8 protein-coding genes and 2 pseudogenes are annotated in these 12,726 nt (G+C 74.2%); 3 read left to right on the forward strand and 7 right to left on the reverse strand.

Annotated elements, in window-relative coordinates; genetic code table 11:
• Positions 1-6 precede the first annotated feature (6 nt).
• Positions 7-597 (forward strand): TetR/AcrR family transcriptional regulator, encoded by a 591-nt coding sequence (locus ACVCAH_RS10355; protein WP_447135853.1) that lies wholly within the window; start codon positions 7-9, stop codon positions 595-597.
• A gap of 95 nt (positions 598-692) precedes the next feature.
• On the opposite strand, the gene ACVCAH_RS10360 is transcribed toward ACVCAH_RS10355, so the two are convergent.
• The 7 genes and pseudogenes from ACVCAH_RS10360 to ACVCAH_RS10390 all read right to left on the reverse strand — a co-directional run bounded on the left by ACVCAH_RS10360 (position 693) and on the right by ACVCAH_RS10390 (position 9,995).
• On the reverse strand, positions 693-1,412 hold the full coding sequence (locus tag ACVCAH_RS10360; protein ID WP_447135854.1) for an HD domain-containing protein: 720 nt from the start codon (positions 1,410-1,412) through the stop codon (positions 693-695).
• A gap of 225 nt (positions 1,413-1,637) precedes the next feature.
• A pseudogene (locus ACVCAH_RS10365) lies at positions 1,638-2,987 on the reverse strand (pectate lyase family protein).
• Between the two features lie 198 nt (positions 2,988-3,185).
• Positions 3,186-4,337, reverse strand: coding sequence for a Gfo/Idh/MocA family protein (locus ACVCAH_RS10370; RefSeq protein WP_447136007.1), 1,152 nt, complete (start codon positions 4,335-4,337; stop codon positions 3,186-3,188).
• Between the two features lie 92 nt (positions 4,338-4,429).
• Complete coding sequence (locus ACVCAH_RS10375) at positions 4,430-5,920, reverse strand: mannitol dehydrogenase family protein (protein ID WP_447135855.1); 1,491 nt, start codon at positions 5,918-5,920, stop codon at positions 4,430-4,432.
• Positions 5,911-7,215 (reverse strand): enolase C-terminal domain-like protein, encoded by a 1,305-nt coding sequence (locus ACVCAH_RS10380; protein ID WP_447135856.1) that lies wholly within the window; start codon positions 7,213-7,215, stop codon positions 5,911-5,913. Before ACVCAH_RS10380 ends, ACVCAH_RS10375 begins: the two co-directional genes overlap by 10 nt.
• On the reverse strand, positions 7,212-8,642 hold the full coding sequence (uxaC, locus tag ACVCAH_RS10385; RefSeq protein WP_447135857.1) for a glucuronate isomerase: 1,431 nt from the start codon (positions 8,640-8,642) through the stop codon (positions 7,212-7,214). Before uxaC ends, ACVCAH_RS10380 begins: the two co-directional genes overlap by 4 nt.
• Positions 8,643-8,666: 24 nt before the next feature.
• Positions 8,667-9,995: a Gfo/Idh/MocA family protein gene (locus ACVCAH_RS10390; RefSeq protein WP_447135858.1), complete on the reverse strand. Its 1,329-nt coding sequence runs from the start codon at positions 9,993-9,995 to the stop codon at positions 8,667-8,669.
• A gap of 231 nt (positions 9,996-10,226) precedes the next feature.
• On the opposite strand from ACVCAH_RS10390, the gene ACVCAH_RS10395 reads away from it, so the two are divergent.
• Both ACVCAH_RS10395 and ACVCAH_RS10400 read left to right on the forward strand, forming a co-directional pair.
• Entirely contained in the window at positions 10,227-11,357 is a 1,131-nt protein-coding gene (locus ACVCAH_RS10395) for a LacI family DNA-binding transcriptional regulator (protein ID WP_447135859.1), read from the forward strand.
• Between the two features lie 19 nt (positions 11,358-11,376).
• A pseudogene (locus tag ACVCAH_RS10400) lies at positions 11,377-12,722 on the forward strand (ABC transporter substrate-binding protein).
• The last annotated feature ends 4 nt before the right edge of the window (positions 12,723-12,726 follow it).

The following is a 12,726-nucleotide window of genomic DNA, read 5'->3' on the forward strand; positions in this document are numbered from 1 at the left end:
AGCAGCGTGAGCGCCGTTGAGCCATCGCCCTCCCCCCGTCGACTCGAGTTGACCGAACTGGCGTACCGGTACGTGCTCGAACACGGCCTGGCGGAGATGTCGCTGCGTCCGCTGGCGACCGCGATCGGGTCGAGCCCCCGGGTGCTGATGTTCCTGTTCGGCAACAAGGAGGGCCTGGTCCGGGCCCTCCTGGCGCGGGCACGCGCGGACGAGTTGGCGATGTTGGCGCAGCTCCGCGACGCCACCCCCGGCGAGCCGGTCGGCCTGGCCGAGGCCGGCCGGCGGCTCTGGGCGTGGTTGAGCTCGCCACGGCATCGACGCCTGCTCACCCTCTGGGCCGAGGCCTACGCCCGCTCGCTGGCCGACCCCGACGGTCCCTGGGCCGGGTTCGCCCGGCAGACCGTCGAGGACTGGCTCGACGTCCTGGCCAAGGCCGACGGACCGGCGACCCGGCGCGGCCACGCGACGGGAGACGAACGCACCCTGCTGCTCGCGGTCCTCCGCGGCGCGCTGCTCGACCTGCTCGCCACCGGCGACACGGTGCGGACCACGGCCGCCGTCGAGCAGCACCTGCGGCACCTGCCGTCCGGTCCCTGACCGGCGGAACGCCTCCGCTCCAGGGCCGAAAGTGCGCGGCTCCGCCGCCGATCGCCGCCGCTGCGTCGCCGCCCGGGCCACGGCAGGGGGTGCGGTCAGGCGGGCTGGTCCAGGATCGCGCTGAACCGCTCCTCGGCGAGATCGAGTTGGTCGAGGATGTGCTGCTTGACCGGGGCCGACAGCGGGGTGTCCGGGCGGGTGACGAGGTCGCGGAAGACCGGCACCAGCGGCCGGTACTTCGTCGCCGAGGACACCACCTTCGGGCCGACGGTGTGGATCACGCCCACCCCGTTGTCGGTGAAGTCGGAGACCTTGATGACCCGGGCCCAGGGCTCGTGCTCCAGGCTGGCCGCCACGTGCTCGCGGTACTGCGCGTGCTTGTCGCGCCCCGGGTCGTACGTCGGATTGGTGACCGCCGCGACCAGGCGGGCGACCCGCGGGCCGAACCGGTCGGCGAGGGTCGCCAGCGCCGCCGCCGTCGGGTCGGCGGCGGCGGGATCGCCGGCCAGTTCGGCGGGGTGGTCCTCGACCGCGTCGTGCAGCAGCCCGGCGACGATCACGTCGACGTCGCGTACCTGGTAGTGGTGCATCAGCCGGATCGCCACCCGCAGCAGGTGGTTGAGGTACGGCTCGCGCACCCGCCGGTCGTCGCGGTGCAGGTCGGCGGCGAGTTCGAGAGCGGCGGTGAGCCGCTGCCGGGCAGGTTCGTCGAACGCTCGGATCTCCAGCCGGAACCGTTCCAGCAGGCCGGGTTCGCCGTGGATCTCGGTGATCGCGTGCATCGGCATGGTGGCCAGGTACGCGGGGAAGTCCATGCGTCACTTATAGCGGATCTTCACCACGGACCCGGTCCCGCCGTCGGTCACCCGACGGGCGGGGCCGGCACCGGCCGGTCCCGCCCCATCGGTGCGGTCAGCCGCTCACCCGGCCGGTGCCGGCGCCAGCGGTCACCGTGGCCTGCACGCCGGTCGCGGGCTCCAGGGTGTACGGATACGGGACCGAACCGTCGTGGGCGGCCCCGGCGGCGAGGCGGTGGGCGGTCAGCGCGGCAGGCGGTCGGCGCCGGCGAGGGCGCCCACCACCAGTGGGACCAGCGGGGCGGGCAGCGCCGGGCCCCGCCGCAGCGTCGGCGTCCAGCCGGCGTCCGCGCTCAGGTCCGGGTCGTGCGCGGCGTTGTACGCGGTCACCAGGTCGACCGGCCGGGCCCGGTCGTCGCCGGCCCGGACCCAGTTGCCGCGGGTGGTGACCGCGGTGCCGCCCCAGTCGTAGAGCAGGTCCTCGGCGGCGACGCCGGCGCCCAGGCTGAAGAAGTTGTCCTCCACATGCACGGCCGACTGCACCCCGACACCGATCGCGTACGAGAACCCCGCTCCGGCCAGCCGGTAGTGGTTGTTCCAGACGTCGACCTGGCCGAAGCGCACCCGGGGCAGCCGCTGCAGCACGGAGTCGAAGAGGTTGTGGTGCAGGGTCACCTTGAGCCGGTCGACGTCCGGGCCGACGGTGTTGGACGAGCCGATCAGCAGCACCTTGTCCCGGCCGACGAACCGGTTGTAGGAGGCGGTCACCAGGCTGGCGGTGTGCGTGACGTCCAGCGAGCCGTCGTGCACCTGGTACGGCCGGCCGAAGTAGCTCGGCTGCGCGCTGTCCGGGTTGCCGCCGTCGGTGAAGGTGTTGTGGTCGATCCAGACGTGCTCGCTGCGGCGCACCGAGATCTGGTCGTACTGGGAGTTCCAGTTGCCGGCCTCGCCGTCGGTCGGCGACCAGGCCGGGAAGCAGTCCCGGGCGTCGTCGAAGGTCAGGTTGCGCACGATCACGTTCGGCGCGCGGTCGATCATCAGGGTCAGCCCGGTCAGCCGGGCGCCGCGCAGGCCGACGATGGTGGTGTTCGGCCCGACGTTGATCTGGGTCTGCCGGGTCTGGTTGGCCACCGACCGCACCCGCGCCGCCTCCAGCGGGCCGGTCGGCGCCACCCGCCCCCACACCGCCGGGTCGTACGCGGCCAGGTAGGCGTCGAGGGAGTATCCGGGGTCGGCCAGGTCGGCGCAGTCGAGCGGGTGCCCGTCCGGGCCCTCGAACCCGTCGACGGTGCCGTCCACGTACACGATCTTCGGGGTGGCGTTGCCGGCGTTGGTGGCGTTGTCCCCGCCCAACGCGGCGACCAGTTCGGCCCGGCTGGAGACCACGCTGACCTGGTCGGCGGCGGCCGTCGCGCCGCCGGTGGTGCCGGGCCCGGCGGCGGCTCAGCCGTCGTTCGCCGGCAGGGTCTGCCGGCCGAGCTGGCGGGCGGCCCGGGAGAGCGGCCCGTCGGCCGCGGCGGCGGCCGGGGCCGGTGGCGGGGCCGCCACGAGGATCAGCGCGGCCAGCGCCGCACCGGTTGCGAAGCTCCGCATCGATCGTCCATTCGTCCGTCGGGAATTGGTATTCATAACGACCGATAGGAATAGCGGTTTATCTGGGTCAATATTAAAGATATGCAGGAATGTTGCAGTTGTCTCGCTCATCCGGCATCGTCCGGCCGGGATCGGCCGGGGATTGTGGGCAGTTGTCCGATACGGTGACGGGCGGGATTTGTCGAGAGTTGCGGCCTCCTATTCGGTCGGTCCGATCCGGTACGGCGGCACCGCCCACGGCACCCCGAGTTCCGAGGGCAGCGCCCCCCGCTCGGCGGCGCGGCGCAGCACGTCGTTGACGCCGCGCAGGCGCAGCACCCGCTCCGGGCCGGTGCCGTCCTGCTCGACCAGGTCGGCGTCGAGCAGCCGTGGTGCGGGTGCCGACCGGAGCGCGTCCAGCACGGCGGTGAAGGCCGCGGTCCGGGCCAGCGGGACGATCAACGGCACACCGGCCGGGTCGGCCCGGTGGTCCAGCAGGTTCTCCAGCAGGCTCCGTCGTCCCGGCACCTCACGCGGCCCGGCGTCGCCGGGCAGCAGCAGCCGGTCGGTCGGGTACTCCAGCACGGCCCGCCCGGCGTCGCCGGTCACCACCACCTCGCCGGCGATGAAGTCCTCACCGGCCAGGGTGACCGCGGCCAGCACCGGCGGCCCCACGCGCGGCCGGAGCCGGAGCACGGCGGTGTCGTCCACCTCGATCGGACGGACCCGGTAGCGCTCCATCTCGATGCCGGCCGGCCGCACCGGTTCACCGGCCACCGCCTCGGCGATCGCCAGGCACTGCATCACCGCGTGCGCCAGCGGGTTGGCCAGCGCCCCGTCCAGCACCGGCCGGCCGTGCAGCGTCCGCCGCCCCGCCCACGGCGCCCGCGCGTAGTACGCGTCGGTGCGCCGCCAGGCGGCGACCGTGGCGATGCCGGTGACCGTGCCGAGCCGGCCGGCGGTCACCGCCGCGGTCAGCTCGGTCAGCGCGGCCGAGCCGAGCGCCTGGAAGCCCACCTGGCAGGCGCGCCCGGCGGCGGCCAGCGCGGCGGCCAGCTCGTCGTGCTCGGCCGTCGACAGCACCGGCGGCTTCTCGAGCAGCAGGTCCGCCCCGGCGGCGAGCGCGTCCAGGGCGACCGGCAGGTGGGTGTGCGGCGGGGTGCAGACGATCACCACGTCCGGCCGTACGGCGGCGAGCATCTCCCGGTGGTCGGTGTGGACGGTGGTCTCCGGCGGCACCGGAGCGGCCGGCTCGTCCTCCACCGGACGCAGGTCCACCAGCGCCGCCAGGCGTACCCGGCCGGCCGCGTGCAGCGGGGCCAGCGCCCGCCGGTGCCAGCGGCCGTGTCCGTTCGCGCCGACCAGCGCCACCCGGGGCGGGTCGCCCGGCCACCGCCTGCGCCGGCCGGCGGCTGCCGCCCCGGGCCGGCCGGTGGTCGGCGACGCCGGTGCGCCCGGCCCGGTCACCGCGCACCGGCCAGGGTCGCCGGCACCCCGTGCCGGTGCAGGGCGGTCAGCCAGTCCACCACGTCGGCGCGGACCTCGGCGTCCTCGGCCACCTCGGCGGGGAAGATCTCGCGCAGGGCGAAGACCGCGTCCACCGCGCCGGCCGGGGTGGGCCGGGCGGCGGACAGCGCCGCGCGGATCCGGTCGGCGAGCGGATCCGGCAACGGCAGCGGCGAGCCGTCGTCGGCGGTGCCCTGGGCGAAGCGCAGCCAGGCCGCGACCACCAGCGCGGCCCATCGCGCGGGCCGGCCGGCGGCGCGCAGGTCGGCGATGGTGTGCAGGACCCGCTGCGGCAGCTTCTGCGAGCCGTCCATCGCCACCTGGAGGGTGCGGTGCCGGATCGCCGGGTCGGCGAACCGGGCCAGCACCTGCTCGCCGTAGTCGACCACCCGGATGCCGTCGGGTGGGGTGAAGCTGGGCGCGACGTCCTCGGCGACCAGCCGGCGCAGCACGTCGGGCAGGTACGGCAGGGCGAGCGCGTCGGCGACCGTCTCGCACCCGGCCAGCGCGCCGAGGTAGGCGGTGGCCGAGTGCACGCCGTTGAGGGCGCGCAGCTTGAGCCGCTCCCACGGCCCGGCGTCGGCGCAGAGCACCGCCCCGGCGCGGTCCCAGGCCGGCCGGCCGCCGGGGAAGTCGTCCTCGATCACCCACTGGGCGTACGGCTCGGCGGCCACCGCCGCCAGGTCGGTCACGCCCAGCGCCCGGCGGGCGACGTCGAGCGTCTCGGCCGTGCTGGCCGGCACGATCCGGTCCACCATCGTGCCGGGAAAGGACACCTGCCCGGCGACCCAGCCGACGGCCCGCTCCGGCGCGCCCGCGTACGCCAGCGCCTGCTCGACCAGGCCGCGCAGCCGGCGGCCGTTGGCCGGCAGGTTGTCGCAGCTGACCAGCGCGACCGGCCCGGCGTCGGCGGCGGCGCGGGCCAGCAGGCCGCGCACCAGCAGGCCCGGCACGGTCGCCGGCGGCCGGTCGCCGGCCAGGTCGGCGGCGAGCGCCACGTCCGGCCGCAGCGCCCCGGTGGCCGGGTCGAGCTGGTACGCCTTCTCGGTCACGGTCAGCGTGACCACCCGGATCGCCGGGTCGGCCAGCAGCGCCACCACCGCCGCCGGGTCGCCGGCGGCGTGCCGCACCCCGGCCAGCGCGCCGACCACCCGGGTCCGCGCCCCGTCGGTGGCGAGCGTGGTGACGCTGAACAGGTTGTCCTGCGCGGCCAGCGCCTCGACCAGTGCCGCGTTGCGCGGGGCCACCCCGACGATGCCCCAGTCACCGCCGGCCGCGCCGACCGCGGCCTCGGTGTACACCGCCTGGTGGGCCCGGTGGAACGCGCCGAGACCCAGGTGGAGCACGCCGGCCGGCACGGTGCCGGGGCGCAGCAGCGGCCGGCTGGCCGTGGGCAGCCGCCGCAGCGAGCCGAGCCCGAGCCGGGACGCGCCCACGGTCAGCGCCATGCCGGGCCGTCCGGGAAGCGGAACCGGGCGACCGACTCCGGCCGCATGGTGCTGCTGTATCCGGGCTCGGTGGGCAGCAGGTACCGGCCGTCCCGGGTGCGCACCGGATCGACGAAGTGCTCGTGCAGGTGGTCGACGTACTCGATCATCCGGCCCGCCAGGCTTCTGCCGACCCGCAGGTGGTCGAAGACCGCCAGGTGCTGGACGTACTCGCAGAGCCCGACGCCGCCGGCGTGCGGGCAGACCGGCACCCCGAACTTCGCCGCCATCAGCAGCTCGGCGAGGACCTCGTCGACCCCGCCGACCCGGCAGGCGTCGACCTGCATCACCCCGATCGCCTCGGCCTGGAGCAACTGCTTGAAGACCACCTTGTTGGCGGCCACCTCCCCAGTGGCCACCTGGCACCGGCCGCCGGTCAGCTCGGCGACGGCCCGGGCGATCCGGGCGTGGCCGAGGATGTCGTCGGCGTGGGTGGGTTCCTCGATCCAGTACGGGTCCACCTCGGCCAGCACCGTCATCGCGGCGATCGCCTCCTCGACCCCCCACACCTGGTTGGCGTCCATCATCAGCACCGCGTCCGGGCCGATCTCCGACCGGATGATCCGGGCCCGGCGCAGGTCGTCCGCGAGCGGCCCGCCGACCTTCATCTTCATCGCCCGCCAGCCCCGCGCGTACGCCTGCCGGGTCAGCGCCCGGACCTTGTCGTCCGGGTAGCCCAGCCAGCCCACCGAGGTGGTGTACGCGGGAAAGCCGTCGCGCTCCAGCCCGGCCAGCCGGTCGGCCAGACCGTCGCGCCCGTTGTCCAGCAGCGCGGCCGCCTCGTCCGGGGTGAGCGCGTCGGCGATGTGCTGGAAGTCGACGCAGGCCACCAGTTCGTCGGTGGGCAGCTCGGCCAGGAACCGCCACAGCGGCTTGCCGGCCAGCTTGGCCCGCAGGTCCCAGACCGCGTTGACCAGCGCCCCGGTGGCCATGTGGATGACCCCCTTCTCCGGGCCCAGCCAGCGCAGCTGCACGTCGGCGACGAGCGAGCGCCAGAACGCCGCCGGCTCGGCGGCGATCTCGGCGACGGTACGCCCGCGCACGTGGTGCTCCAGGGCGCGGACCGCCGCGCAGGTGAGTTCGTTGCCCCGGCCGTTGGTGAAGGTGAACCCGGCCCCGGTCGGCCCGGCGTCGGTGCCCAGCTCGACGTAGGTGGCCGAGTAGTCGCCCCGGTTGATCGCGTCCGAGCCGTCCCCCCGCGCGGCGGTCGGGAAGCGGACGTCGTGCACGTCCACGGAGGTGATGGTGACGCTCATGCCCGCTCCCCGAAGTTGAAGACCCGCCTCGGCAGCCGGTACGCCAGGTCCACGATGGTCTCGGCCGCCTCCTTCATCGGCAGCCGGTGCTCGGCCACCAGCCGGGCCAGGAAACCGGCGTCCACCCGGCGGGCCACGTCGTGCCGGACCGGGATGGAGCAGAACGCCCGGGTGTCGTCGACGAAGCCGGCGGTGTTGTAGAACCCGGCGGTCTCGGTGACCGCCTCGCGGAACCGGCGGAGCACCTCGGGGGAGTCCAGGAACCACCAGGGCGCGCCGAGGTAGAGGGCGGCGTAGCCGCCGGCGAGCGGGGCCAGCTCGCGGGTGAAGGTGTACTCGTCGAGGGTGTAGAGCACCACCCGCAGCCGGGGGTCGTTGCCGTGCGCGTCCAGCAGCGGGGCGAGGGCGTGCACGTACTCGGTGGCCTGCGGCACGTCGCCGCCGACGTCGCGGCCGTGCCGGGCGTGCAACCACCGGTTGTGGTTGCGCACCGCGCCCGGGTGCAGCTGCATGACCAGCCCGTCCTCCAGCGACATCCGGGCGAACTCCAGCAGCATGTGCGCCCGGAACGCCTCCGCGTCGCCCGGGTCGGCCCGGCCCCGCCGGGCCCGGTCGTAGAGCGCCGTCGCCTCGGCCCGGGTCAGCTCGAGCGCCCGGGCGGTGAGGTGGCCGTGGTCGGAGGAGGTGGCGCCGGCCGCGACGAACGCCGCCCGCCGCGCCCGCAGCGCGGCCACATAGCCGGCGTACGTGCCGGTGTCCTCGCCGGTCAGCTCGCCGAGCCGGTCCACGTTGGCCGACCAGTTGTCGAACTCCATGTCCACCATGTCGTCCGGGCGGAAGGTGGTGACCACCCGCCCGCCCGGCCCGCCCCAGCCGTCCGCGGCGAGCTTGGCGTGCTGCCCCAGGTCGTCCAGGGGCGACTCGGTGGTGGCCAGCACCTCGATGTTGAACCGCTCGAACAGCGCCCGGGGCCGGAAGCCGGGCTCGGCCAGCCGGGCGGCCAGCTCGTCGTAGACCGCGTCGGCGGTGGCCGGGGAGAGCGGCTTGCTCACCCCGAACACCTCGGTGAAGGTCTGTTCGAGCCAGAGCCGGGACGGCGTGCCGCGGAACAGGTGCCAGTGCGCGGCGAAGCGGCGCCAGATCCGCCGTCCGTCGGTCTCCACCGGGCTGCCGTCCCGGCTCGGCACGCCCAGCTCGGCCGGCGGTACGCCCTGACTGAGCAGCATCCGGGTCAGGTAGTGGTCGGGCACGATGAGCAGCCGGGCCGGGTCGGGGAACGGCCGGTCCTCGGCCAGCAGCGCCGGGTCGACGTGCCCGTGCGGGGAGATGATCGGCAGCTCGGCCGCCAGCGCGTACAGCTCCCGGGCCAGCGCGCGTTGGCCCGGTTCGGCGGGCAGGAGCAGGTCGGTACGGGACGTGGTGGGCACGGAATGCGGCTCCCGGGTTCGAGGTCAGGGCAGGGTGAGCAGGTCGGCGACCCGGACGGGCCGGCCGGTGTCGAAGGACCGGTTGGCGGCCAGCCCGGTGAGCAGGGCCAGCGCGCCGTCGTGGGCGGTGGCGGCCCGGTCGAGCGGGTCGGGGGCGCCGCCGAAGAGCACCCGGGTCATCCGGGCGTCCGCGCCGCCGTGGCCCTGCCGGGTGTACCCCTCGACGGTGATCGGCCGCGGCGGCGTCCAGAACGGCCGCAGGGTCAGCGTGGCGGCGCCCCCCTCGGCGGCAGCCTCCGCGCCGTGCAGGGCGGCGCCCTTGAGCGCGCCGGCCGCCTCCGGGCTGACGTACGCGCTCTCGGTGACCTCCAGCTCCAGCCGGCCGCGGCTGCCGTTGACCATCACCCGGTAGCCCTCCCAGGGCGCGTACGCGGTGAGGTGGTAGGTCATCGTGGCGCCGGTGGAGTAGCGGGCCAGCACCGCCGTGTCGTCCTCGATGGTGACGCCGGGGGCGAAGACGTTGCGGTCGCGCTGGTAGCCGTCCTCGGCCTCGGCGTCGAGGTAGAGCTCGCGTAGCCGGGGGTGCGCGGCCAGCCGCAGCGCGAACGGGTCGCCGCTGGCGGCGGGGGCGCCGTGCGCCCGGTCGTAGTCGCGGGCGTAGCCGTGCCGGCGGCCGGGCTCGCCGTAGAAGAAGAGCCGGCCGGCGGCGAAGACCTCCACCGGCCGCGCGTCCAGCCACCAGTTGACCAGGTCGAAGTGGTGGCTGGCCTTGTGCACCATGAGCCCGCCGGAGGCGGCCTTGTCCCGGTGCCAGCGGCGGAAGTAGTCGGCCCCGTGGCGCACGTCGAGCAGCCACTCGAAGTGCACCGAGCCGATCTCGCCGACCGCCCCCTCGGCGAGCAGCCGGCGCACCTGCTCGTGCAGCGGGTTGTAGCGGTAGTTGAAGGCCACCGTGACCCGCCGGCCGGTGCGCGCCACCGCGTCCAGGATTCGCCGGCAGCGCGGCGCGTCCACCGTCATCGGCTTCTCGGTGACCACGTCGCAGCCGGCCTCCAGCGCGGCCACGATGTAGCCGTCGTGGGTGACGTCCACGCTGGTCACCAGCACCACGTCGACGCGCTCCTTCGCCAGCATCGCGGCGAAGTCGACGGCCCGGTAGGTCGGCACCGGCGGGCGGCCGGACTCGCCCAGCCACCGGTTGTGCGCGTCCATCCGGGCCTGGTTGACGTCGGCGAAGGCGACCAGCTCGGCGGTGTCGGGGTGGTCGCGCACCAGCGCCCGGACGAACATCTCGGCGCGGGCGCCGGCGCCCACCACGGCGTACCGGAGCCGCCCGCCGGCCTGTGGCGACATCTGGTCGGCCTCCCCAGAAAGCTGCAAAGGTTTGCAGTGAAGTAATCACGATCGATCGTGACGAGTCAACGCCTCGACGGGAATCGGCGGCTTTTGATGGGTTTAGAGCGGGTAAATGTCCCTAATGGGAGCGCGACCGAAATCGAGCTGTAACCATCCACCGTTGACACTGGCGCAACCGTTTGCATTAATTGGCGGCACCCGTGACCGCCGCCACATCGGAGGGACGCCGTGCCAGTCACCATCAGGGACGTTGCGCGGGCCTCCGGCGTGCACATCTCCACCGTCTCCCGCACCTTCTCCGCGCCGCACTTGGTCAACCCGGAGACCCGGGTCCGGGTGCTGGCCTGCGCGGAGGACCTCGGCTACCGACCCAACCGGGCCGCCCGGGCGTTGATCACCGGCCGGACGCACAACATCGGCCTGATCATCGCCGACATCGCCAACCCGTTCTTCCCGCCGCTGATCAAGGCCGCGGAGGGCCAGGCCCGGCACCGCGACTACCACGTCTTCGTGGCCGACACCAACGAGGATCCGATCACCGAGGAGGAGCTGGTCCACGCCCTAGCCAAGCAGGTCGACGGGGTGCTGCTGTGCAGCCCTCGGATGAGCAACAGCCTGATCGAGCAGCTCAGCCGGGAGGTTCCGCTGGTGGTGGTGAACCGCCAGCTGGCCGGGCTGCCGTGCGTGCTGATGGACGTGGGGCAGGGCGCCCGGGCCGCGGTGGAGCACCTGGTCGGCCTCGGCCACCGGGAGATCGCCTTGCTCGGCGGCCCCCGTGGCTCCTGGACCAACCGGGAGATCCGCCGGGCCGCCGCCGCGGCCGCCCGGGCCGGCGGTGCCGAGCTGACCGTGCTCGGCCCGAACCCGCCCACCGAGACCGGTGGCCTGGCGCTGGCCGAACAGGTCCAGCGCAGCGGCGTGACCGCCGTGCTCGCCTACAACGACCTGATGGCGATCGGCCTCATCGAGGGGCTCGACGCACTCGGGATCCGGGTGCCGGAGCAGGTGAGCGTCGTCGGGGTCGACGACATCGCCCTGAGCCGGCTCACCCGGCCCAAGCTGACGACGGTGGCCACTCCGACCGCGGCCGCCGGCCGGACGGCCGTCGACATGCTGTTGCAACAGGACGCCGAGCCACCGCGCGCCGCACGGGGGATCGGCGCCGGGACGGCTGCCGGCGCCCGTCGCACCACCGCACAGGTAATGCTCCAGACCGAACTGGTCATCCGCGACTCGACCGGGCCGGGCCCCTACGCCGGCCGGGACCGTCCCTCGGCCGCCCCGGCAGGCCCGGGCCCGCATCGCCTTGCGGGCCCGGGCGTCCCGGTGGCGGCCACCGGTGACGGCGTCGCCTCCTAACGCCGAGGAGTGAGCGCACATGCACCCCGCAACGCCCCCCACCGCCGGCGCGCCCGCCGGGCGCACCTACCGTACCCCCCTGCCCCGCCGCCGGTTGCTGCGCGGCCTGCTCGCCATGGCGGTCGCCGCGCCGCTGGTCGCCGGGGCCGCCGCCTGCGGCGGCGATGATCCGGCGCCGACCCGAACGCCCCGGTGAAGCTCTCCGTCTTCTGGTGGGGCGGCGAGGCCCGGGCCAAGCTGACCGAGGAGGCTCTCGCCCTCTACACGAAGAAGCACCCGAACGTGACGTTCGAGAAGACCTGGCAGGCCAACCAGGGCTACTTCGACAAGCTCGCCACCCTCACCGCCGGCGGCAACCCGCCGGACCTGTTCCAGATCGACGACAACTTCCTGGCCGAGTACGCCGCCCGCAACACCACGCTGGACCTTACCTCGTACCAGAGTTCCGGCAAGCTGGACACCTCGAAGTTCCCCAAGAGCCTCTGGCAGTACGGGGTGGTCGACGGCAAGCTCGCCGGCCTCGCCGCCGGCGAGAACACCCAGGGCCTGGTCTACAACAAGACGCTGCTGACCAAGCACGGGCTGCCCGAACCGACCACCGGGATGAGCTGGGAGGAGCACATCGCCTGGGCCGAGCGGGTGGCGAAGACCGCCAAGGTGCCCGGCACCCAGGACCCGAGCGCCGACTACAAGGCGTTCTGGGTGTGGCTGCGCCAGCAGGGCAAGGACATGTACTCGGGCAAGGAACTCGGCTTCACCGCGGAGGACGTGACCCGCTGGTTCGAGCTGTGGAAGGGCGCCTGGGACCGGGGCGCCACGCCCACCCCGGACGTCATCCACGAGGGAAACGTCACCGACATCACCAAGCAGCTGGTGGTGACCGGCAAGGCGGCCACCTCCTGGGTCTGGGTCAACCAGATGCCGGAGCTGAAGAAGAACACCAAGGACGAACTGGGTGTGATCGCGTACCCGGGTGACCCGAGCGCGCAGTGGGCCCGGGCGTCGATGTACTGGTCGGTGTTCCGCGGCAGCAAGCACAAGGACGTGGCCGTCGACGTGATCAACTTCCTGATGAACGACCCGGAGGCGGTCAAGCTGCTCGGCACCGACCGCGGCCTGCCGTCCAACCAGGACCTGCGCCGGTCGGTCAGCGACGACACCACCGACCCGGCGATGAAGCAGTCCATCGCGGTCGAGGCCGAGCTGGCGCAGAAGTTCGGCGAGTCCCCGCAGGTGCCGACCAAGGGCCACAGCAAGGTCCGCGCCGAACTGGTGAAGGCCGCCGAGAACGCCCAGTACGGCCGGGCCACGCCGGCGGAGGCGGCCGCCCAGTTCGTCGAGGCCTGCACGTCCGCCATCGCCTGACCCG

The organism is Micromonospora sp. LZ34, assembly GCF_052981855.1.

Excerpts from the sequence above, each read along its gene's own strand:
- ACVCAH_RS10360 (WP_447135854.1), bottom strand. The coding sequence starts at position 1,412 with ATGGACTTCCCCGCGTACCTGGCCACCATGCCGATGCACGCGATCACC.
- ACVCAH_RS10375 (WP_447135855.1), bottom strand. The coding sequence starts at position 5,920 with ATGGCGCTGACCGTGGGCGCGTCCCGGCTCGGGCTCGGCTCGCTGCGG.
- ACVCAH_RS10380 (WP_447135856.1), bottom strand. The coding sequence starts at position 7,215 with ATGAGCGTCACCATCACCTCCGTGGACGTGCACGACGTCCGCTTCCCG.
- ACVCAH_RS10390 (WP_447135858.1), bottom strand. The coding sequence starts at position 9,995 with ATGTCGCCACAGGCCGGCGGGCGGCTCCGGTACGCCGTGGTGGGCGCC.